The organism is Buchananella hordeovulneris (genome assembly GCF_001907235.1).
GTDB classification, from domain to species: Bacteria; Actinomycetota; Actinomycetes; order Actinomycetales; family Actinomycetaceae; genus Buchananella; species Buchananella hordeovulneris.
The window spans coordinates 59,780-85,214 of sequence record NZ_MQVS01000005.1; the positions used below are offsets into that span (position 1 = coordinate 59,780).

General features: G+C 68.2%; 20 protein-coding genes, 1 tRNA gene and 1 pseudogene. 9 read left to right on the forward strand and 13 right to left on the reverse strand.

Annotated features, from left to right (window positions below):
• The first annotated feature begins 10 nt into the window (after positions 1-10).
• Positions 11-526 (forward strand): tetratricopeptide repeat protein, encoded by a 516-nt coding sequence (locus BSZ40_RS05890; protein ID WP_073824234.1) that lies wholly within the window; start codon positions 11-13, stop codon positions 524-526.
• A 60-nt stretch (positions 527-586) separates the two neighbouring features.
• On the opposite strand, the gene BSZ40_RS05895 is transcribed toward BSZ40_RS05890, so the two are convergent.
• Positions 587-1,942, reverse strand: coding sequence for a nicotinate phosphoribosyltransferase (locus BSZ40_RS05895; RefSeq protein WP_073824236.1), 1,356 nt, complete (start codon positions 1,940-1,942; stop codon positions 587-589).
• A gap of 120 nt (positions 1,943-2,062) precedes the next feature.
• Between BSZ40_RS05895 and murI the strand changes: the two genes are divergently transcribed.
• Positions 2,063-2,872, forward strand: a complete 810-nt coding sequence (gene murI, locus BSZ40_RS05900) for a glutamate racemase (protein WP_073824237.1) — start codon at positions 2,063-2,065, stop codon at positions 2,870-2,872.
• A complete protein-coding gene (locus tag BSZ40_RS05905) occupies positions 2,872-3,666 on the forward strand; it encodes an MBL fold metallo-hydrolase (protein WP_073824238.1) in 795 nt (264 codons plus the stop codon). The genes murI and BSZ40_RS05905 overlap by 1 nt, the downstream gene beginning before the upstream one ends.
• Positions 3,667-3,720: 54 nt before the next feature.
• Here BSZ40_RS05905 and rdgB read toward each other — a convergent pair whose 3' ends face one another.
• From rdgB to BSZ40_RS05920, 3 genes are read right to left on the reverse strand one after another with little or no spacing between them, the layout of a single operon-like run.
• The gene (rdgB, locus tag BSZ40_RS05910; protein WP_073824240.1) at positions 3,721-4,326 is read right to left on the reverse strand and encodes an RdgB/HAM1 family non-canonical purine NTP pyrophosphatase; all 606 of its coding nucleotides are present in this window, start codon (positions 4,324-4,326) and stop codon (positions 3,721-3,723) included.
• Positions 4,323-5,069 (reverse strand): ribonuclease PH, encoded by a 747-nt coding sequence (rph, locus tag BSZ40_RS05915; RefSeq protein WP_073824241.1) that lies wholly within the window; start codon positions 5,067-5,069, stop codon positions 4,323-4,325. The genes rdgB and rph overlap by 4 nt, the downstream gene beginning before the upstream one ends.
• A 12-nt stretch (positions 5,070-5,081) precedes the next feature.
• Positions 5,082-5,555 carry a peroxiredoxin gene (locus BSZ40_RS05920; RefSeq protein WP_073824243.1) on the reverse strand — a complete coding sequence of 158 codons (474 nt, stop codon included), beginning with the start codon at positions 5,553-5,555 and terminating at the stop codon, positions 5,082-5,084.
• A 217-nt stretch (positions 5,556-5,772) separates the two neighbouring features.
• Here BSZ40_RS05920 and BSZ40_RS05925 point away from each other — a divergent pair, with 217 nt between their 5' ends.
• Positions 5,773-7,746, forward strand: coding sequence for a right-handed parallel beta-helix repeat-containing protein (locus BSZ40_RS05925; RefSeq protein WP_073824245.1), 1,974 nt, complete (start codon positions 5,773-5,775; stop codon positions 7,744-7,746).
• A 243-nt stretch (positions 7,747-7,989) separates the two neighbouring features.
• Here BSZ40_RS05925 and BSZ40_RS05930 read toward each other — a convergent pair whose 3' ends face one another.
• Positions 7,990-10,701 carry a glycoside hydrolase family 84 protein gene (locus BSZ40_RS05930; RefSeq protein WP_073824247.1) on the reverse strand — a complete coding sequence of 904 codons (2,712 nt, stop codon included), beginning with the start codon at positions 10,699-10,701 and terminating at the stop codon, positions 7,990-7,992.
• A gap of 127 nt (positions 10,702-10,828) precedes the next feature.
• Between BSZ40_RS05930 and nudC the strand changes: the two genes are divergently transcribed.
• Together nudC and BSZ40_RS05940 are read left to right on the forward strand one after the other, a co-directional pair.
• The gene (gene nudC / locus BSZ40_RS05935) at positions 10,829-11,698 is read left to right on the forward strand and encodes an NAD(+) diphosphatase (RefSeq protein ID WP_073824249.1); all 870 of its coding nucleotides are present in this window, start codon (positions 10,829-10,831) and stop codon (positions 11,696-11,698) included.
• 59 nt (positions 11,699-11,757) lie between these two features.
• Positions 11,758-13,809: an ATP-dependent DNA helicase UvrD2 gene (locus tag BSZ40_RS05940; protein WP_073824250.1), complete on the forward strand. Its 2,052-nt coding sequence runs from the start codon at positions 11,758-11,760 to the stop codon at positions 13,807-13,809.
• A 49-nt stretch (positions 13,810-13,858) separates the two neighbouring features.
• Here BSZ40_RS05940 and BSZ40_RS05945 read toward each other — a convergent pair whose 3' ends face one another.
• The 3 genes from BSZ40_RS05945 to BSZ40_RS05955 form a co-directional block, all read right to left on the reverse strand.
• The gene (locus tag BSZ40_RS05945) at positions 13,859-14,338 is read right to left on the reverse strand and encodes a hypothetical protein (RefSeq protein WP_143180895.1); all 480 of its coding nucleotides are present in this window, start codon (positions 14,336-14,338) and stop codon (positions 13,859-13,861) included.
• A 62-nt stretch (positions 14,339-14,400) separates the two neighbouring features.
• Positions 14,401-15,378, reverse strand: coding sequence for a hypothetical protein (locus BSZ40_RS05950; RefSeq protein ID WP_073824253.1), 978 nt, complete (start codon positions 15,376-15,378; stop codon positions 14,401-14,403).
• Positions 15,379-15,515: 137 nt separating this feature from the next.
• Entirely contained in the window at positions 15,516-17,114 is a 1,599-nt protein-coding gene (locus tag BSZ40_RS05955; protein WP_073824255.1) for a zinc-dependent metalloprotease, read from the reverse strand.
• Positions 17,115-17,197: 83 nt separating this feature from the next.
• Here BSZ40_RS05955 and BSZ40_RS05960 point away from each other — a divergent pair, with 83 nt between their 5' ends.
• Entirely contained in the window at positions 17,198-18,376 is a 1,179-nt protein-coding gene (locus BSZ40_RS05960; protein ID WP_158020874.1) for a YlbL family protein, read from the forward strand.
• On the opposite strand, the pseudogene BSZ40_RS05965 reads toward BSZ40_RS05960, so the two are convergent.
• The 5 genes and pseudogenes from BSZ40_RS05965 to BSZ40_RS05985 all read right to left on the reverse strand — a co-directional run bounded on the left by BSZ40_RS05965 (position 18,341) and on the right by BSZ40_RS05985 (position 21,616).
• Positions 18,341-19,327: pseudogene (locus BSZ40_RS05965) on the reverse strand (IS481 family transposase). The gene BSZ40_RS05960 and the pseudogene BSZ40_RS05965 sit on opposite strands and share 36 nt — an antisense overlap.
• A 75-nt stretch (positions 19,328-19,402) precedes the next feature.
• On the reverse strand, positions 19,403-19,960 hold the full coding sequence (locus tag BSZ40_RS05970; protein ID WP_073824258.1) for a DUF4865 family protein: 558 nt from the start codon (positions 19,958-19,960) through the stop codon (positions 19,403-19,405).
• Positions 19,960-20,343: a cupin domain-containing protein gene (locus tag BSZ40_RS05975; protein ID WP_073824260.1), complete on the reverse strand. Its 384-nt coding sequence runs from the start codon at positions 20,341-20,343 to the stop codon at positions 19,960-19,962. The genes BSZ40_RS05970 and BSZ40_RS05975 overlap by 1 nt, the downstream gene beginning before the upstream one ends.
• Positions 20,340-20,906: a TetR/AcrR family transcriptional regulator gene (locus BSZ40_RS05980; RefSeq protein WP_245793898.1), complete on the reverse strand. Its 567-nt coding sequence runs from the start codon at positions 20,904-20,906 to the stop codon at positions 20,340-20,342. Before BSZ40_RS05980 ends, BSZ40_RS05975 begins: the two co-directional genes overlap by 4 nt.
• Positions 20,907-21,058: 152 nt before the next feature.
• A complete protein-coding gene (locus BSZ40_RS05985) occupies positions 21,059-21,616 on the reverse strand; it encodes a PPA1309 family protein (protein WP_073824264.1) in 558 nt (185 codons plus the stop codon).
• Positions 21,617-21,678: 62 nt separating this feature from the next.
• Between BSZ40_RS05985 and BSZ40_RS05990 the strand changes: the two genes are divergently transcribed.
• Together BSZ40_RS05990 and BSZ40_RS05995 are read left to right on the forward strand one after the other, a co-directional pair.
• Positions 21,679-24,714, forward strand: a complete 3,036-nt coding sequence (locus BSZ40_RS05990) for a UPF0182 family membrane protein (RefSeq protein WP_084542673.1) — start codon at positions 21,679-21,681, stop codon at positions 24,712-24,714.
• Positions 24,715-24,895: 181 nt separating this feature from the next.
• Positions 24,896-24,969, forward strand: a tRNA-Met gene (locus BSZ40_RS05995).
• Positions 24,970-25,435: the final 466 nt, after the last annotated feature.

Consider the following 25,435-nt stretch of genomic DNA (forward strand, 5'->3'; position numbering starts at 1 on the left):
GGCTGGCCGGATGGAAGATGAGCTGATGGAGGCCGCCCTGGCGGGAGACGCGGTGGCAATGCTGCGGGTAGCGCTGCGCTACGAGCAGCAGGAGGACGAGGCGCAGGCGCAGGAATGGTACGCCCGGGCTGCGCGCGCGGGCCACGCCGAGGCAATGGTGATCTACGGGGCCTTGTTGCATGAACAGGGACAAGGTGACCAGGCACGTTCCTGGTACGAGCGGGCCGCAGCGTTAGGGGATCCAGACGCCTGGGCGGTGCTTGGGGCCTTGGCGGTGGAGAACGACGAGCTGGCGGCCGCTGAGGAGCATTACCGGCGCGCCATCGCGGCTGGCAACCAAGACGCCTTGGTGTACCTGGCGGGAGTGTGCGAGTTGACGGGCCGGGTGCCGCAGGCCGTGGAGCTGCTGGCCCAAGCGGTGGCCGCTGATGTGGCGGAGGCTCGCGAGTTGCTGGCCGAGCTGGCGGCCGAGGGGCACGCGGCGGCCCAGGCCCAATTGGTGCGGTTGGCCGCGGACGCGGACTAGCCGACCCGGGCAGACCGGAGCGCGCTTGGCGGGGGCACCGGGCCCCCACCAACCGGTGCTTTAGCGGCGCGTGGCCTGCGAGACGGACAGGTCAACTAGGCGCGTGGGGATCGCGGGATCACCCTCGGACAGCCGCCAGCCGTCGTATGGGAGCTCGGCGCGCGAAGCCTTGTGGCGTTGGGCGGCCACCCGCAACGCTCCCGGCCCGCGGTGCTCCTGCACGATCTGCCCGCCGACCACGAGGTCGACGTGCAGCGCCCGCGCCCCCGCCTCCGCCAGCACCCGCTGGGCGGCGGCGCGGTCGTCGAACGTAACCACTAGCTCTTCGGTGGCCCGGCCGTCGCTGCTGACGCGCCCGGCGAGCTTTTGCCCACCGACGCTCTTCTTCGCCCCCGAGAACTTGGCGACGTCTTGCATGACGCCGTCGTCGCCCTCCCGGGCCACCAGCTTGTACACCAGGGCGGCGGTCGGCACGCCCGAGCCGGTCACCAGGCGGGTGCCCACCCCGTAGGAGTCGACCGGTGCGGCCCCCAGGGCGGCAATGGCGTACTCGTCCAGGTCCGAGGTGACGGTGATCTTGGTGCCGGTGGCCCCCATGGCATCGAGTTGTTGCCGTACCTTGATGGCCTGGGCTACCAGGTCACCGGAGTCCAGGCGCACCGCCCCCAGTTCGCCGCCCGCTGCCCGGGCGGCCTTGACGGCCCGCTCGACTCCGCGTTCGACGTCGTAGGTGTCCACCAGGAGCGTCGTGCCCGGGCCGAGGGCCGCGATCTGGGCGGCGAAGGCCTCTTCCTCAGAGTCGTGGAGCAGGGTGAAGGAGTGGGCGGCCGTACCAATGGTGGGGATCTCGTAGCGGCGCCCAGCCTCCAGGTTGGAGGTGCCCTCGAAGCCGCCCACGACGGCGGCCCGGGCCGCCGAGACTGCGGCGCGTTCGTGGGCCCGGCGGGCTCCCATGTCGAGGCACGGGCGACCGTGGGCGGCGGTGGTCATCCGGGAGGCGGCACTGGCCACTGCGCAGTCGTGGTTGTAGATGGACAGCAGGAGGGTCTCCAGCAGCACGGCGTCAGCGAACGTGCCTTCCACCACCAGCAGGGGCGAGCCGGGGAAGTAGCATTCCCCTTCGGCGTAGCCACGGATGTTGCCGTTAAACCGGTAGGAGCGCAGGTAGTCCAGGGTGTCGTCGTCCAGGAAACCGCGCCCGGCCAGAAAATCGATCTGGCGCGGCCCGAAGGTGAACCTGTCCAGGGCATCTAGCATGCGGCCCGTGCCGGCTACTACGCCGTAGCGGCGGGTGGCGGGCAGGCGGCGGCCGAACAGTTCAAAGACGCTGCGCCGGTGGGCGGTGCCGTCCCGTAGGCAGCTTTTCAGCATCGTCAGCTCATACATATCCGTGAGCAGGGCAGTGGAATCAACCATGTGCGCACCCTAGCGGGGTTGACGGGCTTTGTGTTGCGATTCCGTGCGGGGCCGCGGCGTGGTAGGGCTCACGCACAAGTTCTCTAGGGAAGTTGCCAGCAAACGTATAGCGTGCCAGGTATGAAGGACGCACCTATAGGCATCTTTGACTCCGGCGTGGGCGGATTGACGGTGGCCCGGGCGGTGCTTGACCAATTGCCGGGCGAGTCCATTCACTACATCGGTGACACGGCCAACGCCCCGTACGGCCCGAAACCCATCGCGCACGTGCGGGAGTTGGCTCTGAAAGTCATGGATCGACTGGTGGCGGCGGGGGTAAAGCTGCTGGTGATCGCCTGCAATTCGGCGTCGGCGGCAGTCTTGCACGACGCGCGCGAACGATACGCCGTCGGGGCAGGCATCCCGGTGGTGGAGGTCATCAAGCCTGCGGTACGCCGGGCGGTGGCCACGACCCGCACCGGGCGGATTGGGGTGATCGGGACCCAAGCGACGGTCTCCTCCCAGGCCTACCCTGACGCGTTTGCGGCTGCCCCGGAGTTGTTTATCACGCAGGCGGCTTGTCCCCGCTTCGTGGAGTTCGTGGAGAGCGGGACGACGACGGGCGGCGAACTTATCGAGGTGGCGCGCGACTACCTGCAGCCCATCGTTGCGCAGGACGTGGACACTTTGGTGTTGGGGTGCACGCACTATCCGCTGCTGACGGGGGTGATCTCGTACGTGTTGGGAGACAAGATTTCGCTGGTCTCCTCGGCAGAGGAGACGGCCAAGGATGTCTACCGGCAGTTGTTGACGCACGGGCTGGAGCGGGACAACCCGACCCCGCCCACGCACCGATGGGAGACCACCGGCAATCGGGAACAATTTTTGACGTTGGCGCGGCGTTTCTTGGGGCCAGATGTGCTGAACGTGGCCGAAATGGGGGACAAGTAATGAGACTGACGATCGTGGGTTCGTCGGGGTCGATGTCGGGCCCAGACAATCCAGCGTCGTGCTACCTGCTGCAGGCGCCGGGCCCGGCGGAGGGTGGCAGCCGACGGATTTTTTCGCTGGTGCTGGATATGGGGCCGGGATCCAACGGGGCCCTGATGAAGTATTTGCACCCGTCAGCGATTGACTTCATCGGTTTGTCGCACTGCCACGCGGACCACATGGTGGACATCATCGGGCAGCAGGTGTTCCGCAAGTGGCACCCGGATGGGCACCTGCCGCGCACCATGCTCTACGGGCCGTCGAACCTGACGCCCCGCATGCTGGGGGTATCGGGAGATGCGGGCATCGTGGACTACTCCGAGGAGTTCATTTTGGGGGAGTGGCGGCCGGGGGTGCCGGTGCAGGTGGGGCCATTCGTCATCACCGCGTTCCCGGCCTGGCATCCAGTGGAGGCCTACGCCATCCGCGTGGAGGGCCCATCGGCCCTGCACGACGGCACCGCGATCTTTACCTACTCGGGGGACACCGACCGGTGTGACACCGTGGTGGAAGCCGCCTACAACGCCGACCTGTTCCTGTGTGAGGCCGCGTTCCTGGAAGGGCAGGCGGTCGATCGGGGCGTGCACTTGACGGGGGTCAGTGCCGGGCAGCTGGCCACCGACGCGCGCGCTAAGGCCTTGGTGCTCACCCACATCCAGCCGTGGACGAACCGGGAATTGCCGGCGGCGGAGGCCCGCACTTCCTACAGTGGCCCGCTGGCCTTGGCCCGGCCGGGTGACGTCTACGAGTTTTAGGTCCGGGCGGGGCTCTGCCGCAAACGGCGAACCCCGCCCGCCCAGTGGCGGCCGTCAGAGCCAGGCCTGCACGGTGGCGGCCAAGGCCCGCAGTGCGCGCCCGCGGTGGGACAGGGCGTTCTTCTCGGCGGGCGACATCTCTGCCGTGGTGCGCTGGTGTCCGGTGGGCAAGAACAGCGGGTCGTAGCCGAAACCGCCGGTGCCGCGCGGGGCGGTCAGCAGCTGCCCCCGCACCTGGCCGAGTTCGACGTGTTCCCGCCCGTCGGGGTGCACCAGCGCCGCGGCGCACACGAACTGGGCGCCCCGGTGCGGCGGGGCGATGTCGGCCAGTTGGGCCAGCAGCAGCTCCAGGTTGGCTTTGTCGCCGCCGCCGCCCGCCCACCTAGCCGAGAAGATGCCGGGGCAGCCGCCGAGGATGTCGACGCTGAGCCCGGAGTCGTCGGCGATTGCCACGATGCCCGCCGCCCGGCAGGCCGCGCGTGCCTTCAAAAGCGCATTGTCCGAGAAGGTCAGACCAGTTTCCGCTGGCTCAGCCAGCGCGAGGTCCGCGGCACTGACGATGTCTTCGGGCACCAATCCCGGCACCAGCGGAACCAGGATTTCGCGTAGTTCGGCCAGCTTGTGTTGGTTGTGGCTGGCCAGCACCAGCCGCGCCGTCACAAGGCCTCCAGGGCCGCGCGCTGCAACTTGGCCAGCTCGGCGGTGCCGTGCACGGCGAGGTCCAGCAGCTCGTCCAGCTGGTGGCGGGCGAAGGGGGTCCCCTCCGCGGTGCCCTGCACCTCGACGAAGTCACCAGAGCCGGTGACCACCACGTTCATGTCGGTGTCGGCGGCGACGTCCTCCACGTACGGCAGGTCCAGGCACGCCACCGCGTCGACTATGCCCACCGAGACGGCCGCCACTGAGTCGCGCAGCACCGGTTTGCCCGCCTGCGGGGTGATGTGTCCCTGGGCGGTGGCCCACGCGATCGCGTCGGCCAGCGCCACGTAGGCCCCCGTGATTGCCGCGGTGCGGGTGCCACCGTCGGCCTGCAACACGTCGCAGTCCAGCACGATCGTGTTCTCGCCGAGCGCGGCCAAGTCCACCACAGCCCGCAGACTGCGGCCGATCAACCGGGAAATCTCGTGGGTGCGCCCGCCAATCTTGCCCTTAACGGACTCGCGCTGGCTGCGGGTGGTGGTGGCGCGCGGCAGCATCGCGTACTCGGCGGTCACCCAGCCTTCTCCCGAACCGGTGCGCCACCGCGGCACTCCCGGGGTAAAGGATGCGACGCACAGCACCCGCGTCCGGCCGAACTCGACCAGCACGCTCCCCTCGGCCTGGTCTAGCCAGTTGCGGGTGATCTTCACGGGACGTAATTCGTTGAAGGCGCGGCCATCTGCCCGCCCGTTAGCTACAGACACGAAATCAGCTTCCTAGATAGACAGTTGGGTGCGCAGCCGGGCCACATGCCCGGTGGCCTTGACGTTGTAAGCCACCGAGGTCAGGGTGCCGTCCGGCGCCACCACGAAGGTCGAGCGTTTGATGCCCAGCAGCTTGCGTCCGTAGGACACCTTTTCTCCCCAAGCGCCGTAGGCGGTGGCCACCGCCTTGTCTTCGTCGCACGCCAGCGGGAACGGGGCCCCGTACTTCTCGGCGAACTTAGTTTGCGCTGCCACGCTGTCGGGTGAGACGCCGATGATGCCGTAGCCGGCCTGCTCAAAACCGGCGAACGAATCGGTGAAGTCGCAGGCCTGCGTCGTGCATCCCGGGGTGGAAGCCTTGGGATAGAAGTAGACGATCACCCCCTTGGCGTGCTTGGCCAGCTCCGCGGACAAACTGACGGTGCCACCGCCAGCGGTGGGCAAGGTGAAGTCGGGGGCGGGGGCGCCCGTTTCCAGCTCGGTCACGTAACTCTCCTTCTGCCGGTGCTGCAACTGTCAGTGTCTCACTGTCCGGAGCCTGGCTGCCCCGCCTCGCCGGAGTACGGGCGCGGTTTCCAGGTTCCGATCAGAATTGGGGCAAATCAGGGGTGCAAAAGTATGTTGCGATTCGGTAACGGTGAGCTATCTTCGTTTCTGGTGTCAGTGGAATGACATCGCAGAAGTTCATGGCGAAAGGTAAACAGTGCGTTACCGCAGTGACGTTTGGCGCGGGTTGGTGGCGATTGGCGGCACCATGGGGCTCGTAGCAATGGCCGGGTGCGCCAGCCCGAGCCAGGAGGCAGAGGTATACCCGGCGGTTGTGGTAACCGCCGATCCCACGATCGGCGCGGTCGGGAGCGGCAAGGTGGCCCCCACGGCGCAAGCCCAGTCGCAAACCGCTGACCCCGCGCAGCGGGCGACCGCCGCCCCGGTGGAGGAGGGTACCGATCCCGCCGGGCAGGAGGCGGAGGCGCAGCCCGCCCCTGGGGTTAACGTCCCCGCCCCCGTGGGCGATGCCGGGGCGCGCGACGTGCCAAGTGTTCCGGCCGCTTGGAGCTTGGACGAGTTTCTCGCCGCGCACCACGTCAAGCAGGCCGACGCCACCGTCGTCTCCTCGCTCAGCGAGGCCTTGGCGTTGACCGCACCGCAGGCCAACATTGTTGTCTCCGACGGCACCGCGCACGCGCTGTTCGTACGGGAGGCGACTGATGCCGACAAGTCCATCGAGGTAGCCGGGGCCAGCTACGGGGCGCGTTTCGAGCGGGAGGTACCCGTGCTGGCTTTCGCGGAGGCCGGACACAACGCCGACGCGGTCAACGCCGCTTTGCAGGTGGCAGCCCAGCGTGAGCTGGGGGTACGCCTGAGCCCCAAAGCTGCCTACACCTTCGACAAGACCGTCAAGATTCCCGCCGCAGTTTCGTTCCTGGACGGGGCCGGGGCGAGTATCGCCGTGCAGTTGGGGGGCGGCACGCAGAGCAAGCCCAATGTGGCGGTGCTCGTGGAAACCAACACCGATGGCCTGGCTATCAGCAACCTGCGCTTAGACCTGTCGGCGTCCCCGTTCACCCGCGGCGTCCTCGGGCACAACGTCACCCACTTGGCGGTGACAAACTCGCACATCACCGGGGTCGACTATCGGGCAATCGAGTTTGTCGCGACCTCCGGACCGGTCACCGATGTGGCAATCGTGGGCAACACCATCGAGGCCACCCCGGGCGACAAGGACAACAAGGGCATCACCAACGCCATCTACATCACGGCGGCGCTGGCAGAAAACGACCCGCGTTTCACCTCCAGCTCCAGCCCCATCTGGGACCGGTACACCACGGAGGGAGATGTCGTCCCGGGCAAGTTCGAGGCTAGTCGTTTCACGGTGGCCGACAACCACATCTCCGGTGGCTACTACGGCCTCGGCATGTCGGCGATCCAGCACTCCCTCATCTCCGGCAATCACATTGAGATGAACATGCGCAACATCTCGCTGCAGAACAACTGCAGTTACAACGTCGTGGAGAACAACGAGCTGCGGGACTCCATCTCCTCTTCGGTGCACCTGGCATACAACTCCGACCACAACGTGGTGCGCGACAACAATGTCGCCACCTCGCGGGCCAGCGGCCAGGGCCTCCTACAGGCCTACCAGGGCAGCAATGACAACACGTTCACTGGCAACACGGTGAGCGTCACCGGCGACAGTCAACCCAGCTGGATCCTGTACGTCGGCACCGATTCCCACAATGTCAGCTTCACCGGCAATACCGTCAACGGTGGGGCCCGGCACGCGGTGGTCGGCATCGAATCGGTGTGGGACGGGCAGTCCGCTGTCAGCGGCCTGGACCGCAACCTCTACACCTATATGTCGCAGGGCACCATCCCGAGCCCGGTGGACGGTTCGGCACAGAACTTCGGCGGGGGCTTCGGTCCGCTGGCTGGGGTCAGCGTGACCGACAACGTGTTCGCCCCCGCCAATCCCGCCACCCCGCTCATCTACGTGGGAGCCGAGGTCTCCAAGGGGCGGCACGGCGAAAGCAAGATCGTGGGTGACGTCACCGGGTTGGTGCTGCGCGGCAACCAGGTGGAGGGCGATGCCTACTCCGAGCTGCTTATCACCCATGAGGGAGAGCTGCCGGGGGTAGGGCGAGCCCGCATCCAAGCAGACGACGACTCCGTGGAGTAGCCCTTGCCGCTGACCGGCAGCGGTCAGGGTGAAGGGCGTAATGATCCGAATAGAGCGGCGACGCAGGCCACCATCATGTCTTTAGCGCACCAGCATGCCCTTAAATCGGCGCATTAAGGGCATGATGGTGCAGCAAGGGCATGGTGGTGCAGCAAGGGCATGATGGTATCGCCGTGCCCCGTGCGGGGGACAGTCGGTGCCGCGGCGATAGCGCCCGGCCCCCGTCGATCGGGCAGCCCGCGGCTAGTCGGCGGCGGAGAAGGACATTTCGTGAACGCGCGCGGTCGAGCCCGTGAAGCGCAGACGCACCGCGTCGGCCGCGGGCGGCACCTTCAGCTCCAGCCAGCTGCCCCGCTGGTCGATTTCGCCCAGCGGCTGCCATTGGCCTGCCACCTTGGCCTCCACGTGGCCCTCGCCGGCCGCCACGACTGTCAACTGCCTGGGGGAGCCGGATGGTACCTGTCGCGTGAAGGTGCCGCCGCTGGGAGCAGGGGCGGGGAGGAAGCTGGTGGCCAACTTGCCATCTGCCCCGGCCTCGCTGCCGACGTCCGCTTTCGGCAGTGTCGTCGCCACCTCGGCACTGGGCGGCCACACCACGAACTCACGCACCATGACCCACTTGTCGCCCGGGTTGGGGCGCGCGGCGCGCACCCGCACATAGCGGGCTGGCACCGGCTCGTCCAACGGGAGAAAGATGCGGGCAGCTTCCTCCGCCCGCCCGAGCTCCTGCCAGTTCTCGCCGTCGGCGGAGGCCTCGACGACGGCGTAGTGGAACATGTCGCCCGGCTCGTCGTCCGCGCTCGCTTGGTGGAGTTCCACGGTCCCCACCGGCGCGGTTTTGCCGAGGTCGACGGTCAGCGCGTCGTCGGCGCGTGCTCCTGCTTCCGACTGCCAGGCCGTGTCCTGCTGCCCGTCCACGGCCTGCGCGAGCGGTAGCTCGGGGTTGGTGTTTAGCGTCGTGGTGGGCAGCGCCTGGTAGGGGTGGCGGGCCGGGGCTGCCTCCAAGGAGAACTGGGAATCGAGCGCGGCCAGCAGATCGGCTTGCAGCTCCAGGAGGCGCCCGTCGGCTACCACCGGCACTAGTGCCGCCTGGCGCACCGTGCCGTCGCCGCCGAGGGCCGCCACGGACGGTGAATCGGCGGCGGCCCGCGTGACCGACCAGGCGTCCAGTTGCCGGGCCACCTCCTGCCGGTCATCGCGCGCGGCCGCCTCCCGGGCCGCCAGCAGGTGCAGGGTGCCGCGGGCCTGGGCGCTGAGGGCCTGCGCCCACGGGGCGACGTCGGCGGCGAAACCCCGGTCCGGCAGGTCGGCCAGGGCGGCGGGTAGAGCCGCCAGCAGCTCCAGCTCGGCCCGCAGCGGGGCATCATCGCCCTGCTCGAATTGGGCGATCGCTCGCGTTAAGGTGGGCGCCTCCACCGAGGTGAGGCTGTAGGGTTGCCAGCCGCTCGCCGAGTCAGCGAAGGCGTGCAGTGCCCGGCGGGTATCCAAGTTGGGGCCGGCCAGCTCGTTCAACACGCCCCGCCAGGAAACCTCCACGGAGAAGCCCGTCGGGTTCCAGGTATAGTCCGCCACCCCGGCCAGCGCCACCTGTGAGGCGTAGGGCTGAATCATCGGATTGGCCGTCAGGCCCGTCACAATGTTGCCCAGCTCGGCAGCGCGCTGCGGCAACGGTCCGAGAAAGAGACGGGTACGGTCACCGTCGTTGACGGGGTAGTTGTCCCACACTACGAGCGGGGCGGCATGGTACTGCTCGCGGGCGGCCTGTGCGTCGGCGGCAGTGATGGCGGCCGAAATGATGCCCGGGCCGGTCCACTGCACGGTGATGCCGGTGGCCAGTTCGCGCCCCAACGTGTCCTTGTACGGGTGCGGGTCGGTGCCGTGATATTTGGTAGGCACCACGCTTACCCCGGTCAGTGACAGATCAGCCACGAGCCGGTTGGTGAAGTCGGCCTGGGCCCGGGCGAGGGCGGTCTCGGCATCCCCCGGGAAGCGGGCGGAATCGTGTTCGCAGTGGAATTGCGGCTCGACGTCGTCAAAGGCGAAGGTGAAGTACTTGACCCCGGTGTCTTGCAGCTGCGCCAGCTTGGTGCGGGCAGCCGCGTAGTCCTCCGCACTGGTGTAGCACAGGTCTAGGCCAGGGGACAGGGCGACGGTGAAACGCACGTGGTGGCTCTCGGCGGTCGCCACCAGTTCCCGGAACTTGGCCAACTGCGCGGTCGTGAAGGGCTCTCGCCACCTGGCGCGCAGCAGGTCGTCGTCCTTGGCGGCGTAAACGAACGTGTTGAGCTTGTGGCGCCCCGCGAAACGCAGCAGGTCCAGGCGGGCGGGGTGGGACCACGGCACCCCGTAGAAGCCCTCCACCACGCCCCGTAGCGGTAGGCCCGGCCAATCGGTGATCCGCACCGCCGGGATTTGTCCGTCGGCCGCCAGCTGCCGCAGGGTCTGCACTCCGTAGTAGGTGCCTGCGGGGCTGGGGGACACCACGGTGAGGGTCGGATGGTCGTTCTCAGTTTGGGAGGACAGCACGTAGCCCTCGGCGGGCATGTGGGCTGGGAAGGGATGCGGTTGCGGCGTGGGGGCGGAGTCCGTCAGGTTGATGATCTGCAAACGGATGACACTGCCCTTGCTTGACGGCAGCGGCGCGGCTGCCAGCTGGACGGTGGGGGTACCGCCCGCGGCCCGGACGGCCGCGACGGTGTCCTCCACCGTCTGGTCGCTAACGTGGGCCCCGCGCACGATCGTGACCTGCCCCGTCAGCGGGACGGTGACCCCGGTGGGGGAGACGTGTTGCGGGAACGGGAAGACGTTCAGGAGCGCAGAGGGCAGGGTGGGGCCAGCGTCAGGAACCACGACGCGGGTGTCGGCGGACTCGGCGGTCTGCTCGGAGCCTGCAGGCACGCAGGCCGCTAGCAAGACGATCCCTAAGATGCTGGCAGTCCAGTTGCCTCTGCGCACCTTACCCTCCAGCGGTGAGTCGTGAGTGATTCGTGGTCCCGAGGAGATTATGGGCACCGCCCGCCGACCGCGACTGGCAGACGCCGCCTGGAAATGGCTTGCGGGAGGGGATGCGTAGAGTTAAGGGATGAACTCTCTTCCGCAGCTGGCCCGCGGCGCCCTAGTTCGGCCGCCCGCACACGAATGGGAAACCGACCGGGCGGCGGCAGCGGCAGATCCCGCGGCCCGGGTGCTGTGGGTGGGCGACGACGGGACGTTGGCCGCCGACGACACGGGGCGGGTGCTGTGGGACGAGCCGGGGGAGCAGGCCACCTACCTGGGGCGCGGGCCGGGCGGACCGCTCTTCGCCCAACTGGCGGCCTCCGCGGCGTTGCCGCCTGGAGCCACGGACTGGGTGGGGTTACGACGCATCGCCCACGCGCTGACGGCAGACGCAAGTGCCGCGGCGGTCACCGCGGTGGCGCTGGCCGCCTTCCATACCACCCACCGGTTTTGTGGTCGCTGCGGTGGGGACTGCCGCGCGGATGCCACCGGGTGGCAGCGGACATGCAACCAGTGCGGGCAGGAGATCTATCCCCGCATCGATCCGGCCATCATCGTGGCCATCACCGATGCCGCCGATCGGCTACTGCTGGCCCACAACAGTCGTTTCGCTCCCGCCCGGCGCAGCGTGGTGGCGGGCTTCGTGGAGGCGGGGGAAAGCCTGGAGACGGCGGTCCAGCGGGAGGTACGGGAGGAGGTGGGGCTGGAGGTCGAGGCGATCGCCTACGCCGCCTCGCAGGCCTGGCCGTTCCCACGGGCGTTGATGCTGGCATTCACGGCCCAGGCCGCGACGACGCGCGTGCAGGTTGACGGGCAAGAGATCGATGCCGCCGATTTCTACTCGCGGGCCCAAGTGCGCGCGGAGACGGCGGCGGGGCGCCTGGAGTTGCCCCCAGCCCACTCGGTGGGGCGCTGGCTGGTGGAGCGGTGGCTGGCCGCCCCGGCAGGCCACTAGCCCGGGGCAATGTCAGCGGTGGGAGGCAAGATGAGGACAGGCAATTGGAGGGGCGGCAGATGACGCAGGCACGACGTTTGCCCAGCAGCCAGGAGCTGCTGGCGGCACTCGATCCGGATCAACGGCAGGTGGCTGAGCACCTGCGCGGGCCGTTGTGCGTGTTGGCCGGGGCGGGCACCGGTAAGACACGGGCGATTACCTACCGCATCGCCCACGGTGTTGTCAGTGGCCAGTACGATCCGCGCTCGGTGCTCGCGGTGACTTTCACCGCGCGAGCAGCGGGCGAGATGCGTACCCGGTTGGCTGACCTCGGGGTCGAGGGGGTGCAGGCGCGCACCTTCCACGCCGCCGCCCTGCGGCAGCTGCGCTACTTTTGGCCGTCGGCGGTTGGCGGCAGCCTGCCGCACCTGCTGGAGCACAAGGCTCAGGTGGTGGCCGGGGCGGCCGGGCGCGTCGGGTTGAACGTGGATCGGCCGCTGCTGCGCGACCTGGCAGCCGAGGTCGAGTGGGCCAAGGTCAGTCTGGTCAGCCCGGAGGACTACGTGCAGGCGCTGGCCACCGTCGGCCGCCCCGCCCCCGGGGACCTGGAGCCGGCCACGGTGGCGCACCTGCTGGAGGTCTACGAGAAGGTCAAGATCGAGCGGGGGCTGATCGACTTCGAGGACGTGCTGCTGGTGCTCAACGGCATCCTGTTGGAGCGCGAGGACATCGCCAAGACGGTGCGCGCCCAGTATTCGGTCTTCGTGGTCGACGAATACCAAGATGTCTCCCCGCTACAGCAGGCGCTGCTCGACCGCTGGCTGGGCGGCCGCACCGACCTATGCGTGGTGGGGGACGTGGCGCAGACGATCTACTCGTTCACGGGGGCCACGCCGCGCTACTTGACGTCGTTCGCCCGCCGCTACCCGGGGGCGCGCACCATTTCGTTGGTGCGGGACTACCGTTCGACACCGCAGGTGGTCAGCCTGGCCAACGCCGTGCTGGCCAAGGCCGGGCAGGCCGGGCGGGGGCGACTGGCGGGGGCGGTGACCCTGCAGGCGCAGCGGCCCAGCTCGGTGCCGGTGCGTTTCGAGACCTACGACGACGACCGCGCCGAGGCCGCCGGGATCGCCGCCCACATCCAGGGCTTGGTGCAGCAGGGGGTAGCGCTCAGCGAGATAGCGGTGCTATACCGCACCAACGGCCAGACCGAGACATTCGAGGAGGCGCTCAGCGCGGCCGGTATCGGCTACCAGGTGCGCGGCGGGGAACGGTTCTTCGCCCGACCGGAGGTGCGCCAGGCGCTGGGGCTGCTGCGCTCCCAGTCTCGCACCCCCACCGGGCAGGAGTTGCGGGCTGAGGTGGAGGAGGTGCTGACGGGCCTGGGATGGAGCCCGCAGCCGCCCGCCGCGCGCGGAGCCCTGCGGGAGCGGTGGGACTCGTTGCAAGCGCTCGCGGCCCTAGCGCAGGAGCTACAGGAGACCCGGGGGGCGGACCTGGTGGCTTTCGTAGCGGAGCTGGAGCAGCGGGCGGCCGTGCAGCACGCGCCCAGTGTGCAGGGGGTGACGTTGGCTTCCCTACACGCGGCCAAGGGGCTGGAGTGGGACGCGGTGTTCCTGGCCGGGATGAGCGATGGGTTGCTCCCCATTTCGCTAGCCGAGACGCCCGAGGCAATTGAGGAGGAGCGGCGGCTGCTGTATGTCGGGGTGACGCGGGCCCGCGAGCATCTGATGTTGTCCTACGCCCGGGCCCGCACTCCCGGCGCAAAGGGCCAGCGCAAGCCGAGTCGCTTCCTGCAGGGCATTTGGCCGACGCCGCCGCGGAGCGAGCAGCCGGAGCGGTCGCGGCGGGCGGAGGCGCGGCATCGGGCTGAACAGTTCGCGTTGCACCACGACGCCCGCACGCTGCTGCTGTTCGAGGAGCTAAAGGAATGGCGGGCGCAACAGGCACGGTCCTTGGGACGCCCGGCCTACACGGTGTTGCACGACACCACCCTGCAGGCCATCGCGGTGGCCCGCCCGAAAAACCTAGCGGACCTGGCGCAGGTGCGCGGTATTGGCCTGAACAAGCTGGAGCAGTTCGGGGCGGACATCCTGGCCCTGTGTCAGGCCAATGGCGTGGCGGACGGGTAGTGGGGGCGGCCGGGTGTTGCCCCGCCGCCTCCACTAGCTGGCTGGTCGATTAGGGAGTTTCCTGCATGAAGTCGCAGAAAATTTCCCGCGTTTTCCACACGGTGGTGCCGTCGGTGAGGTAGGTGGGCCACCAATATTGTTCGGTTTTGGCGTCCCAGCAGCCTTCGGGTAGGGGCTGGTCGGTGGTGAAGGCCTGCCATTGCCGAGGGTCTAGGTCTTGGTACCTGAGGAGGCTTACTCCGGGGGGACCGGCCTCCGGGTTGGGGGATTGCAGGCTGCACAGGTAGAGAGGCTGGGTGGCGGATAGCTGGTCGGCGATGGATTTAGTAAGCGGCGCGGCACTATCCGCATGGGCTTGGCACAGTTCCAGCAGCTGGGCGGTGCGTTCCACCCCGACTTCGGGATCCACTAGTTCGGTGGGATTCACGGGGCGCGGGTCTTTGGGCTTATCCACCCATTCCTTTTCTCCACCGACGCAACCAGTCAAGGACAGAGCCAGTACCAGCCCGCATACCCACCAGCGCCTCATCGCGCCCTCCTTCCAGGTAACAGAATCCTAGCGGGTTTCCCTGCCCTGGGGCCCACCGCGAGTCAACTGGCCGCATCGGCGGGGGCGGGCGGCCGAGCGCGGGCAACGGGCAGGTGACTGACGGGGCTGAGCCCGTCGGTGGCGGCTCCGCAGCCGCACTCCGGGTGGGCGGCGATCTCCCGCAGGCTCGCCCCGGTGCCGTCGAACGGGACCACCAGCTGGCGGCCGAGATACTCCGGGTCGCGGCGGTCCAGCCAGGCCACCGCGGCCTGGGTGACCAGACTGACGGCCCGCACCGTCGCCACCGCCGGAATGGGGGAGGGCGGCAGCCCCACCAACTGGGTGGCCAGGGCGGGCCAGTCCGGATCCGCTGCGGTCGCATGCAGGTGCGTGCAGCGGGCGCACGCCGACTGGCCGGGCACCACCAGAGGCCCCACCAGCAGCTCCCGCTCGCCGGTGATGACCAGCAGGTGCGGGACGTCTGCGGCCGTCAGGGCCCGGGTCAGCCACGGGGCGGTAACGTGGCGCCCGGCCACCACCACAAAATCCTGCTCCACGGCCCAATCGGTGCCCGGCCGCTGCAGCAGCCCGGGCGCACCGGCGATGGGCGGGGCCGCGGCCGCCAATTCGGCGCTCAGGCAGACCTGGCCGTAGCCGCAGGCCGCCAATGTCTCGGCCACCCGTGCCAGGTAGCTGCCCACCCCGACCAGCCCGACGCGGTGGTTAGGTCGCTGTTCCAGCCCTGGCAGTTTGATGGCGGCGCGGGCGTAGGTGTTGCACTCGCGCTGCAGGGCGGCACTCAGCCCGGTCGCCTCCGCGGGGGCCAGCAGATCGGCGTCGGCCAGCTGTGCCAACAGGTTCGCCCGCAGGTGGCGACGGGCCTCCCGCTCCGGCAGGCCCGGGGACCGGGCCAGCCGCGCCAGGGCCGCGAACTGGCGTTGGGTGACGTACTGCAGGAGCACACAGTGCCGCCGATCTACCCCCACCTGCACCTCGTGGCGCGAACGCCACAACACTTCCACCCCGTCGCGTAGCCGCATCGCCCGCCCTTTCTACTTGCCTGGCCGCAGCGTGGCACGAATCCCCGCGCGCTGCTTGCCGGGCAGTAAAAGCTGTGGATAAGCGGGGGGAGTGGCGAGCGGTGGACAACTAGCTGTCCGGTCGATCCCGCAGCGGGTCAGGCGCCGGGATCAGCCTCGTCGGCCTCGCCCGCCGCATCCCGCGGACCTTCCGTCCCGGGAGCCTCCGCCGGTCCGCTGCTCGGCGGGCCCGCGTCGGCGGTGCGGCTCTCGTCCCCCGGCGCGGCGGCCCGACGCGCACGCTCGGCGGCGTCGTGGGCGGCCGCCCCCGCGTCCTGCGCCAGCGAACCGTCCAGGAGCGAAGCCAATTGGGCGTCCAAGTCAGCATCGGCGTCGGCCGCTAGCTGCCGCAGGCGCACGAACGTGTCCGGGGACGACAATTCCTCGGCCGTCGGCATCAGGTCAGGGTGGTCCCATAAGGCATCGCGGGCAGCCACTCCCAAATCCCGCCCGACGTGCGCCCACAACCGGCTGGCGTCCCGCGCCCGGCGCGGCCGCAACTGTAAACCGACCAGCGAGGAGAACAAGTGCTCCGCGGGCCCGCCGGTGGCCCGCCGTCTGCGCAGCAGCTCTCGCAGGCCGTGGGCATTCGGCAGGTGTGGGGCAACCGCGGTGAAGGAAACCTCATCCACCCAGCCCTCCACCACCGCCAGGGTGGTCTCCAGCTGCAGCAAAGCCCGCTCCTGGGCGGGCGAGGGACGCGGAGAAAACATGCCCGCCGACAACGCATCGCGCACCGAGTCCGGATCCATGCCCTCCAGCTCGGCCACCGCCTGCTCAATGGCCGCCGTGTCCAGCCGGATCTCGCGGGCGTAGGCCGTCACCAGGGCCAACACGTGTGGGCGCAACCACGGCACACTGGCATACAGGCGGGCCGTGGCGCTCTCCCGCACCGCCAGGAACGCCAATACCTCCGAACTGGCCAAATCCAGCCCATCCATGAAGGCCTCCACGTTGCTGGGCAGCAGCGCCGCCGCCCCCACCGTCAACGGCAGCCCCACGTCGCCCGCCCCGAAACACTCACGCGCCAGCGACCCCACGGCCTGCCCGATCTGGGCGGCGAAAGCCAAAGCCGCCACCCGCTGCAACATCGTGCCGAGCCCCGGGCCCTGCCCGCCTGCGAGTGAAGCCAACGTGTCCAAGCCATCAAAGCCCGTCAGCCCCTCCAGGCCAGGCAAGTCCTGGCCCGTCAAGTCCAAGCCGTCCGCTTCGACCCGCTCCGCGATGGCCTGCGACAGGGCCTCCACCGCCGAGGCTGCCACCGGCTCCATCACCTGCCGCCACACGGGCATGGTCTGTTCCACCCACTGCGCCCGCGACCACGCATGGCGGTGCAACCCCGTCGGGGCAAAATCGGTCACCACATCCAGCCACAAATCCGCTGTCTGCAGAGCCGCGCTCACCTGGGCGGCCTGCACCGCCAAGACGGCCGGATCGTCCCCGCCGTGGGCCGTGTGGCGGGCAGCGTCGTGCGCCACCTCCCAATCCACCGGCCCCGCAGTGGGCTTGGCTAGCAGGCGGCGGGTCTGCTCGACCATGGCCTGCAGGTGCAGCGGATCAATGCCCTCCAAGGAACCGCCCAAAGACTGCGGATCCAGGCCCGAGGCCCGCATGGCCGCAAGCAGCTGGTCGGCGTTGTCGCTGCCCAGCAGGTTGCGGAGCATCTCTTCCCAGTCAGGCACGTTTGCCTCGCTCATCGGCTCCCCTTTCGGTTGCGCACTCAGAGTAATGCGTCCCGGCATGCAGGCGCCAAGGGGCAGAGGGTGGCACAATGCGGCGCGTGAGCCAACTGCAATCGATCCCGTCCCCTGCCCGCCCCCGCCGCCGGTGGAGATGGTGGCTGGCCGGTCTCGTCACCGTCCTGGCTGCCGCCATCCTTATCTTCGGCACGTTCGTGCGCGCCCCCTACGTGCTGTACGGCCCCGGGCCCACCCTGAACGTGCTCGGTCAGGACGCAGGCCGCGACATCATCAACGTCTCGGGGGCCGACGTCTTTCCCACTTCCGGGGAACTACGGATGACGACGGTCTCGCAACAGGGCGGCCCCGGCACGCACCTGACGTACTTCCAGGTCGCTAGCGCCCTGCTGTCAGACGACTGGGATGTCGAGCGGGAGGAGGACGTCTTCCCGCAAGGCACCACCCGGGAGCAGATCTCCGAACGTGGTGCCGCCCAAATGGTGTCCTCGCAAGAAAACGCCGAAGCGCGGGCTTTGACCGAGCTGGGATACCAGGTGCCAGTCACGATGAAAGTGGTGGGGACCACCAACACCTCCGACGCGGCAGGCAAGCTGCAAGAGGGGGACATCCTGCGCACCATCAAGGTTGGTGACCAGCAGCCCGCCAAGCTCGACACCTACGCCGCCATCCACGACTTCCTGGCCCAAGTGGAACCCGGCAGCGTCGTGACGCTGGAGTTTGAACGCGACGGCAAGACACAAACAGCGGACATCAAAACCCAAGAACCCATCAACTCCTACACCGGCGGCAAGCTGCTGGGCGTGACCGGCTCCCGGCTCGGAGTCTTCCTCACCGTCGACATGGACCTGCCGCTAGACGTCGGCATCCTGGTGGAAAACATCACCGGTCCCTCGGCGGGCATGATCTTCGGCCTGGCCCTCATCGACAAGCTCACCGAAGGAGACCTGACCGGCGGCAATAACATTGCCGGCACCGGCACCCTCGGCATGGACGGCACCGTCGGCCCCATCGGGGGCGCGCCCCAGAAACTCTTGGGTGCCAAACGGGACGGCGCGGAGTACTTCCTGCTGCCGGTGGACAACTGCGCCGACATCTCCGGGCGGGTGCCCGACGGCCTGCACGTCTACGCCGTGGCCACCCTGGGCGAGGCCCGGCAAACCGTGGAAGGTATCGCGGCGGGTGACTTCTCCCGCGCGCAGACCTGCGAGCAGGCCATCGAGCGGCTAGCTGTACTGACCGGAGACGTTGGTCAATCGTGAGAAGGGCGGCTGGTTGCCGCAGGCCGTGTGGAGCCGGTGCTGGTTGTAGTAGTGCAGCCAGCCGTTGAGTTCGCCGCGGCGTTCGGCCTCGGATGTGTAGCAGCGGGCGTAGGCCCAGCCGTCAGCCAGGGTCCGATGGAATCTCTCGATCTTGCCGTTGGTCTGAGGCCGATATGGCCGGGTGCGCTTGTGTGTGATGCCGAGCTCGGTGCAGGTGTCTTGCCACAGGTGTGAGCGGTAGGCGCCGCCGTTGTCGGTCAGAACCCGCTCGACGATGACTCCGCGCTGGTTGAACCACTCGACAGCCCGGACCAGGACAGCGGTGGCGGTCTGGGCGGTTTCATCGTCGTGGATCTCGGCGTAGGCCACGCGGGAGTGGTCGTCGATCACGGTGTGGACGAAGGCCTTGCCCATCAACGGGTCCCGGTACTTGTTCCTGGGCTTGTCGGGTGTGGCTGCTCGGTTCTTCTCACCTTGGCGGCGTCCGACGTAGCGCCATCCTCCGCCGTCGGGGATGTTGCCGAGCTTCTTCACGTCGACGTGGAGCATCGCGCCGGGATGGTCGTGTTCGTAGCGACGGACAGGCTCACCCGTCGCACGATCCATGTGGGAGAGCCGATTCAGGTGCGCGTCCGTCAGGATCCGATGGACCGTCGACGGCGCGATTCCCAGCCGGCAGGCCAACTGCACGGGACCTTCCCTAAGTCGGAGCCGCAGCTGGATGCAGCGCTTGGTCGTCTTCGCATCGGTCTTGTTTGGTGAGTGGTTCGGTCGCGATGAGCGGTCCTGCATGGACTGGCCAGCGCGGTAGCGGTCTGCCCAGCGCTTCACGGTAGGCCAGGAGACCTGGAAACGGGCGGCGACCTCGCTGACAGGCCAGCCCTAGTCCACGACGAGGCGGCCGACAATCAGCCGGTGGCGGGGTGTGAGAGCGGCGTTGGGGTGCGACATGAAGGAGCCTTCCTGGGGGCATGTGCCGCCCAGGAAGGCCGGGTTGCCCCCGTGGGGCGGCTGATGGGTGGTGGGTCAGGCAGCAGTGGAGATGTGGAGCACCTCGTAGGCGGTGACACCTGTTGAACTCTGGTCGGCTTCGTGGGTGCTGAGTTCGACGAGGATGGCAGTCCAGGTGGTGACGTCGACGGCGGTGACGCGGGCCACGGTGGAGTCCGTGGCCGTGGCAAGGAACTCAGCGGTGATGTCGTCGATGCACTGGGACGGTGCAGCGTGAGTTGGCAGGGGCACGGTCTTGACGGTCAGGCTGCGGGCAGCGGAGTAGTCCGCCGGCCCATCGACGAGCTGGTGGACGGTCCAGTCCTGGATCGAATGGCGGCCGAAGTCGCGCACGATGGCCGAGTAGCCGGGCTCGCCCCAGCAGAACTGCCGCATCCCATCGATGTCGCGCCAGACGTAGAAGGGGGCGTAGACGTTGCGGGGTGCGCCCTTGGTCTTCTCCTGGATGAGGTAGGCCTTGAATTGCAGCCCGGGGTAGCCGTCCATGAGATGCCCGGTCTGGGTGACGCGGTCGCGGATGATCTCCATGCTGTAGTCGGTGGGCAGGGTGATCTGGTACTGCATGGCGTACATCAGTGGTTCTCCTTGGTTGCCTGGGTGTAGGTCGTGGGGGTGACGGGTTCGTGCCAATCGACGGTCGACAGGTCGTCGGCGGCTTGCTGGTAGGCGACGTGGGTCATCGGCTGCCCAGGTGCGGCGCCATGCCAGTGCCGCCGGTCGGCGTCGATCCAGATGGATTCACCCTTGGTCAGGTGCTTGGCCGTCTGTCCTTCGATGTGGACCAGGGCAACGCCGTCCGTGACGTAGAGGCCTTGTCCCTTGGGATGGGTGTGCCAGTGGGTGTGCGCGCCAGCGCTGAACGTGACGACGTAGACAGCCAGAGGAGACTCGGGCGTGGGTGCCGCCAACGTCGTCGCGTTGACGGTGCCTGTGAAGTGCACAGGCACCGTACTCATCGTTGACTCCACGCACACAGGAGCGCCGTCGCACCCTGAACGGCGGCATCGAACTCGGCAGGATCCTGCTGCGCACGCGCTAGGACATAGCCACCCTGCACAGTGGCCACGACCATGGAGGCGAGCCGGTGGGCATCGGTGTGGTGCGGGAACTCACCGTTGACGATCCCCTCGTTGATGACCAACTCGATCGTCTGGACAAGCCAGGCGAGGGTTTCGGAGACCGGCGTGAGCAGCTCAGGCGTAGCGAGCACGTCCGCGTCGTAGGTCATGCGCCCCATGCGGCACCCCATGAGGGAGTTGCGCTGACGCCCAAGGTAGGCAACGAGCCGCTCAGTGGCCGTTCCGTCTCCGTGGAGAAGCGCTTCAGCATCCTGCCGCATGACTGTCGCGCTGGCCTCCAGCGCGGCTACCGCAAGGTCCTGCTTGCCGGAGAAGTGGTGGTACATGCTGCCCTGCCCAGCGTTGGCCCGACTCAGGATTTCCTTCGGGCTGGTCGCGGCGTAACCCCGCTCCCACAGCAGTTCCTGGGTGGCATCTAAGAGTCGACTCCTTGTGTCCATGACTCGACTGTACATACCAGTAGTTACAGATTGCCAATCTGATCGCTACTGTGAGCCGTCTCAATCAACGTCTCCGGTCAGTACAGCTAGCCAGCTGACAGGCGGCGGTCGGCGCGCGTGGACGGTCGCCGGGCTGCCGGCGGCCGCCGCGCCTAGTCGGCGAAAGTCGCTAAGGCCGCAGCCACCAGGTCGGGGGCCAGTTCGGTGCCGCCCCCCACGGCGTCATCGGAGTCATGGGCGCGCGCCCGCACCGCACACCACGACTCCCCAGTGCGCAACACCCCCACCGCGAGGCGCACGTCCTGCCGCTGCGGGTGAGACAACAAGAACTCCTCGCGGGCTGTCGGCTCGCTGGGGGCGTCCTGCTCGACCTGCGGCGGCAGCACGAGACGCTCGGCCGTCACCGCCATGCCCGCCACCGTCGGGGGCCACGCCAACTGGGCCAGTACGGCCCCCAAGTCGTCGCCGAGGTCCGCAGTCTCCTGGGCGATGGCCGTCAGATGTTCCGGATTGTTCTCCAACTGGGTGCGCAGTTGTGCAGCCATTTCGGCGTCCAACTCGGGCGAGGTGGCCAGCAGTGCCGCCGACTGCACGAGCGCAAACACGCTGATTGACCGGTCCCAGCCGAGCTGGGCCACGTGTTGCTCGATCTCGGTGACGGCATGCACGAGGGCAATCTGGCGGGCGGAAGGCAGGGCGGCAGTACTCATGGGGACATCATCGCACTGGTTCGTGGGACGATTGTCTCGACTATCGCCATCGAAGGAGCAACGTGAGTTTCTTTTCCGCGCCCGCCTCTGGCCCCGCCCAACCACCCCGTCGTCCCCCCACGCGGCCGACGAGACCGGCTGGTCCGCGCCGCCGCAGCGCTCTCGTCCCCACGCTAGTTGTGCTCGGGGTGCTGGCGGCAGGCTTGCTGCTGGCCGCCAAAGTGTGGACCGAGGTGTTGTGGTTCCGCCAACTGGGCTTCACCCGGGTGTTGCTCGTGGAGTGGGGCGCCAAGGTGGGGCTCTTCGTCGTCGGTTTCCTCGTGGTGGGGGGAGTGGTGTGGCTGGCCCTGACGCTGGCGCACCGGTCACGTCCGCCTGCCTCGCGTCTCGGGCCGTCCGACGCCGTCGTCGCCTCCTACCGCAAACAGTTTGAGCCGTTGCGGCGCTTGTCCTTCCTCGGGGTTGCTGCTGCCCTCGGGGTCTTGGGAGGCGTGAACCTGGCCGCCAACTGGTCGACGGTGCTCACCTTCTGGTACCGCTCCAGCTTTGGGGTAAACGACCCGCAGTTCGGACTAGACATCTCGTTCTTCGTCTTCACGCTGCCGCTGCTGCGCCTCATCCAGGGCACCCTGCTGACCTTGACGGTGTTGTGCCTGGTGGCGGTGCTCGTCATCCAGTACCTCTACGGCGGCATCTCGGTAGTGGATAAGGTGATCTCGCGGGCGGCCTGGGCCCAACTGTCGGTGCTGGCCGCCGTGGCCATGGCCCTCGTCGGCGTGAAGTACTGGCTAGACCGCTACTCCCTGTTGTTGCGGCAAAACTCGCGGTTTGCGGGGGCGTCGTACTCTGACGTGCACGCGGTGCTGCCGGCCCGGGCCATCCTGGCCGCTATCGCCCTGGTGGTAGTGGCGCTCTTCGTGACCGCCGTCTTCCGGCAGTCGTGGAAGCTGCCCATCGCGGGCATCGTGGTGATGGTGGCCTCCGGACTGGTCATCGGCACCGCCTACCCGGCCATCGTCCAGCGCTTCACCGTCGTGCCCAACGCGCAGGAGGCCGAGGCGCCCTACATTCAGCGCAACATCGACGCCACCTTGGCGGCCTACGGGTTGCAAAATGTCGAGACGCAGACCTACCAGGCGACGACCACGGCGTCGTCCGGGCAGCTGCGGGAAGACTCCGAATCGACGGCCTCGGTGCGGCTGCTCGACCCCAACATCATTTCGCCCACCTTCCGGCAACTGCAGCAAAACCGCCAGTACTACGGCTTCTCGCGGGAGCTGAACGTCGACCGGTACCTAGTGGAAGGCAAGCGGCGCGACACCGTCATCGCGGTGCGGGAACTGAACCAAGACGGCCTGGGGGCCGAGCAGCGCACCTGGGTCAACGACCACACCGTCTACACCCACGGCTTCGGAGTGGTGGCCGCCTACGGTAACGCCACCGCCACCGATGGGCGCCCGGCCTTCTGGGAGCAGGGGATCCCCTCGCAGGGTGACCTCGGCGAGTACGAGCCGCGCGTCTACTTCGGCAAGCACTCTCCGGCCTACTCCATCGTGGGGGCGCCCGAGGGGGCGGCCCCGCAGGAGCTTGACTACCCGGACGACAAGGCCGCCAACGGGCAGGTAAACACGACCTACAAGGGCGACGGCGGACCGAGCGTCGGCAATTTCTTCCACAAGTTGCTGTTCGCGATGCGGTTTAAGTCCCTGGAGATCTTGTTCTCCGACCAGGTCAACTCCCACTCCCAGATCCTGTTCGACCGTGACCCGCACGTACGGGTGGCGAAGGTCGCGCCCTGGCTGACGTTGGACGAGGAGGCCTACCCGGCGGTCGTCGACCGCGACGACAACCCGGCGACCCCGAAGGAACTGGTGTGGATCGTCGATGGTTACACCACCACCAACTCCTACCCCTACTCGGCGCGTGCCTCGATGTCGGCGCTGGTTAACAGCCAGACCGGCTGGGTCTCGGCCCCGCAGGAAGTCAACTACATTCGCAACTCGGTCAAGGCCGTCGTCAACGCCTATGACGGCTCGGTCACGCTGTACCAGTGGGACGAGAACGACCCGCTGGTCCGTACCTGGGGCAAGGTCTTTGGTGGCACCGTCACCCCCTTGTCTGAGGTGTCCGGGGACTTGATGAGCCACTTCCGCTACCCGGAGGATCTCTTCACGGTGCAGCGTGAACTTTTGGGGCGCTACCACGTCACCGATGCGCGTTCCTTCTACTCCGGGGGTGACTTCTGGAAGCAGCCCGCCGACCCGTCGAACCCGGCTGAGGGCCGCGCCCAGACCCCGTACTACCTGACGTTGCAGATGCCGGGGCAGGACACCGCCGAATTCTCCCTGACCAGCGTGTTTATCCCGGGCGGTAATGACACCCGCAACGTGTTGACGGGCTTTGTGGCGGTCGACTCGGAGACGGGCTCGGAGCCCGGCAAGATCCGGGAGGGCTTTGGCAAGATCCGGCTGCTGGAGCTACCGCGCGACTTGACCGTGCCCGGGCCGGGGCAGGTGAAGAACATCTTCGACTCCACCTCCCGGGTCTCTACCGAATTGAACCTGCTGAGCCAGAACTCCTCCCAGGTGGTGCGCGGTAACCTGCTCACCCTGCCGGTCGGAGGCGGTCTGCTCTACGTGCAACCGATCTATGTGCAGTCGGCGCAGGGTACCCAGTACCCGCTGCTGCGCAGCGTCCTCGTGGCGTTTGGGGAACAGGTCGGCTTCGCCCCGACACTGTCCGAGGCGCTCGACCAGGTCTTTGGCGGCGACTCGGGGGCAACCACGGGGCAGGAGACGGTGCCCGACGAGGCCCTCGAACCCGAGGAAGGGCAGACGCCCGCACCCGACCAGGGCACTGCGCCGGGTGGTACCACCACCGTGGATGCGGGCGCAGCGGCGCGCCTCGAGCAGGCGCTGCAGCGGGCGGCCGCCGCCATGAAGCAGTCCGACGAGGCGATGCGGGCAGGGGACTGGACCGCCTATGGGCAGGCGCAGGACGCGCTAGACAAGGCCCTGCAGGAGGCCTTCGCGGCGCAGGCGGAGCTTGGGGGCCAGGCGACGCCCGCCCCGACCCCGGCGCCGACCCCGGCGGGCTGAGGCGGGGCGGCCTGCCGCCCGCAGGCCGACGAGGCAGGGCGGGGAGCCACATGCGTGGTTCCCCGCCCTCGTGTTGTGGCCGCCTGCCCAGCGTTGGGGCTGCCCGCTCGGCGCTGTGAGGCACGCTACGGCTGGGCGACTTGCGTGGGGGAGGCAGGGTGTCGTAAGCTATTTCAGCCGACGCGGGGTGGAGCAGCTCGGTAGCTCGCCGGGCTCATAACCCGGAGGTCGCAGGTTCAAATCCTGTCCCCGCTACTAAACAAATCGCGGACCCTGAAGGGTCCGCGATTTTTTCGTGCCTGGGAATGGGGTAGGGGCAGAGTGCGGGCACCGCCGCACAGGAGGTGTCTGCTCCCGCTTGCCTGGCGCGGGCTCGATTGTTGGTCGGCTGAAGGGTGATCTCAGCGCCAAGCGTCGACAGTTAAGAACGGGCGCAAACCGCTGTGTGGTCGGTGCTTTGCCTTAGGGGTCTGCGAGGTGCGCAACGGTCAGTGTCGACCTCGCCGATCCTCATCGCACCCCACCATCATGTCGTTGGTTCACCACCATGCCCTTAATGCACCACCATGCCCTTAAACCACTGAAATAAGAGCATGGTGGTGCATTAAGGGCATGGTGGTGCCGCAAGCGCATGGTGGTGGCGGTGGTCAAGGCGGCGTAAGGGCATGACGGTGCGGCAAGGGCATGGTGGTGCGGCGACCTGCTGGCCACCCCCGGGAGC

What these genes read in the sequence shown, in the direction of transcription:
- BSZ40_RS05980 (WP_245793898.1), bottom strand. Translation starts at nt 20,906, where the DNA reads ATGGACACAAGGAGTCGACTCTTAGATGCCACCCAGGAACTGCTGTGG.
- BSZ40_RS05945 (WP_143180895.1), bottom strand. Translation starts at nt 14,338, where the DNA reads ATGAGGCGCTGGTGGGTATGCGGGCTGGTACTGGCTCTGTCCTTGACT.
- BSZ40_RS05985 (WP_073824264.1), bottom strand. Translation starts at nt 21,616, where the DNA reads ATGAGTACTGCCGCCCTGCCTTCCGCCCGCCAGATTGCCCTCGTGCAT.
- BSZ40_RS05890 (WP_073824234.1), top strand. Translation starts at nt 11, where the DNA reads ATGGAAGATGAGCTGATGGAGGCCGCCCTGGCGGGAGACGCGGTGGCA.
- BSZ40_RS05970 (WP_073824258.1), bottom strand. Translation starts at nt 19,960, where the DNA reads ATGTACGCCATGCAGTACCAGATCACCCTGCCCACCGACTACAGCATG.
- murI (WP_073824237.1), top strand. Translation starts at nt 2,063, where the DNA reads ATGAAGGACGCACCTATAGGCATCTTTGACTCCGGCGTGGGCGGATTG.
- BSZ40_RS05940 (WP_073824250.1), top strand. Translation starts at nt 11,758, where the DNA reads ATGACGCAGGCACGACGTTTGCCCAGCAGCCAGGAGCTGCTGGCGGCA.
- BSZ40_RS05905 (WP_073824238.1), top strand. Translation starts at nt 2,872, where the DNA reads ATGAGACTGACGATCGTGGGTTCGTCGGGGTCGATGTCGGGCCCAGAC.
- BSZ40_RS05955 (WP_073824255.1), bottom strand. Translation starts at nt 17,114, where the DNA reads ATGAGCGAGGCAAACGTGCCTGACTGGGAAGAGATGCTCCGCAACCTG.
- nudC (WP_073824249.1), top strand. Translation starts at nt 10,829, where the DNA reads ATGAACTCTCTTCCGCAGCTGGCCCGCGGCGCCCTAGTTCGGCCGCCC.
- BSZ40_RS05975 (WP_073824260.1), bottom strand. Translation starts at nt 20,343, where the DNA reads ATGAGTACGGTGCCTGTGCACTTCACAGGCACCGTCAACGCGACGACG.
- BSZ40_RS05950 (WP_073824253.1), bottom strand. Translation starts at nt 15,378, where the DNA reads ATGCGGCTACGCGACGGGGTGGAAGTGTTGTGGCGTTCGCGCCACGAG.
- BSZ40_RS05895 (WP_073824236.1), bottom strand. Translation starts at nt 1,942, where the DNA reads ATGGTTGATTCCACTGCCCTGCTCACGGATATGTATGAGCTGACGATG.